This window comes from Shewanella sp. 11B5 (genome assembly GCF_002836795.1).
Classification (GTDB): Bacteria; Pseudomonadota; Gammaproteobacteria; order Enterobacterales; family Shewanellaceae; genus Shewanella; species Shewanella frigidimarina.
Window position 1 is genome coordinate 1 of sequence record NZ_PJAP01001125.1, and the last position, 2203, is coordinate 2203.

Annotated in this window: 3 protein-coding genes; all 3 read right to left on the reverse strand. The window is 41.8% G+C overall.

The window, feature by feature from the left end; all coding sequences use genetic code 11:
• Window positions 1-84: 84 nt before the first annotated feature.
• On the reverse strand, window positions 85-954 hold the full coding sequence (locus tag CXF78_RS21040; RefSeq protein WP_011635560.1) for an EamA family transporter: 870 nt from the start codon (window positions 952-954) through the stop codon (window positions 85-87).
• 274 nt (window positions 955-1228) lie between these two features.
• Complete coding sequence (locus tag CXF78_RS21045; RefSeq protein ID WP_102037856.1) at window positions 1229-1672, reverse strand: GNAT family protein; 444 nt, start codon at window positions 1670-1672, stop codon at window positions 1229-1231.
• Window positions 1673-1787: 115 nt separating this feature from the next.
• Window positions 1788-2174, reverse strand: a complete 387-nt coding sequence (locus CXF78_RS21050) for a DUF2306 domain-containing protein (RefSeq protein WP_102037857.1) — start codon at window positions 2172-2174, stop codon at window positions 1788-1790.
• Window positions 2175-2203 lie beyond the last annotated feature (29 nt).

Below are 2203 nucleotides of genomic sequence, written 5' to 3' on the forward strand. Positions count from 1 at the left end.
CCAAAAAGTCAGTGAGTAACCTCACTGACTTTTTAATAATATAACAAGGATAAATAAAAGCTAAAACGAAACGAGTGTTAAGTATTACACGCCCATTTCAATGGCTTTCTTAGGCGTAAAACTACTGCCAATTGAGGCAATAATCACTAAACCAATGGCAGACCACTGCAGCATGGTTAATTGCTCACTTAAAATAACAAAACCAGCCAATGCAGCGATGGCAGGTTCGAGACTCATTAGCACGCTAAAGGCCTGTGTTGGCATGTTTCTAAGGGCTATCATTTCCAACGAGTATGGTAATGCACTCGATAACACCCCAACCAATAAGCCAAGCGGCAAGACTTCCCAGCTAAGTAACGCTAAACCTTGGCTAACGGCGCCTACAGGCACTAACACCACTGCAGCAACAGTCATCCCGAGAGCAACCGTAATACCGCCTGATGCCTGCTTACCAGTACGGGTGCCAAATAAAATGTATCCAGCCCAACATGCTCCCGCCCCCAACGCCATTAATGCCCCGACTAAATCGAGGCCTTGTGTACTAGACAAGCTTGGCATAAGAAGCAAAATACCCGCTATCGCACAGGCAACCCAAAATAAATCGCTTTTACGCTTTGAGCCAAATAATGCCACGGCTAAAGGGCCGGTAAATTCTAGGGCGACGGCAATCCCTAAGGGGATACGTTCAATGGCTAAATAAAACAGGATATTCATCCCACCTAAACACAAACCATAAATAATAATGCTTTGCCAATCTCGGCCTTGGGGTAAAGCTCTCCATGGACGAAACACCATCCAAAGTACGGCCGCGGCAAAACCTAAACGTAATGCTGTAGTGCCTTCCGGCCCAACCAAGGGAAAAAGTTGCTTTGCTAAAGAAGCACCTGATTGAATGGTCACCATTGCCAGCAAAACACTACCGACAGCGGTCAGAAGTACACGATTGATTTGCATCTAGAATATATCCAAAAAAAGAAAAACCTCAGAGTCGGCATTCTACCTGAGGCAAGTCAAACACGGCAGCATTTATTACCATCATGCGCAGAAGTCATACCATTGAGTAAATTGCGCCAACCTCTACTTTACCTAGGCATTTTCATAATGGTTTTTGATAGGTTAATTGACCTAATAACACGCATTTAGCACGAACATTAGTAACATGGAATGTATGTAAGACTGGCTTACGCCGACTTAATAAATGTAGCCCATAGCGGCTTGTTTATTTGTTTCATTGTGGCTGCAAAAATTTAATAAATTCGATCTTACTCTCGGCAATTGATCCGTTATTCTCATAACCACAGATTTGATAGCCGCTCGCGATAAGCATCTGCAACATGGCCGGAAACTGGTTCATGGATTTAACCTTAATAGAATTAAAACCGTTCACAACAGCCCATGACTCTTGCAGTAGGCGTAATTGAGAGGCCACTTTCATTTGGCGATGTTCAGGAATTACACCACCTAACCAACTGTAAAACTGACCATCAGGTAGCTCATAACCTACTTTAAAACCAACAGGCTTGGCCTCATATCTAGCAACGAGAATTAAAGCGTTTCTCCCAGCCAATCTGTTGCCAATGATGTCTGCACATATGACATTTTCAAACTCTGGTGTTAATGCTAAGGCATCCAAAACATCTGATACCGTTCCTGAACCAAATTGGTATTTCATAAGTCCACCATGTGTGCATAGTTTTTAACGTTTAGGTCAAACCACGTCATCCACTCAAGAACTAAACTTACCATGGATAATAAAGTTTAAAAGCGTCTTACAGTCAATCAACCAATTAGCTAAAAATCCAATCATTCAATAATCTACCCGGCATAAAAGCAAAGGTACCCGCGACAATGAGGCCACCACAATACAAAATAATCATGCTTCGTTTGTGTCCTCGCACATTGCCTTTTTTAATATAAAAATAGCCAGCAGGAACCGCGTAAAGCGTTAGAAGACTTAACAAATGAATATAGCCAAAGTGATTCAAAAAACTTGCCCCAAGTTGAGCAGGCATAAACAATGACACAATGGCAGTAAACAACATCAGCACCATATAAATTTTGCCTAGTGCTTTGTGTTTAGCTGTACCTTTTCGAACAACAAGTAAATAACTGCCAATGAAAAATGCTGGAACGACTGTGACTAAATGCAGATAAGATAAGTGACTGTAATCCATTTATTTTTTATTCCCTGATAACGACATTG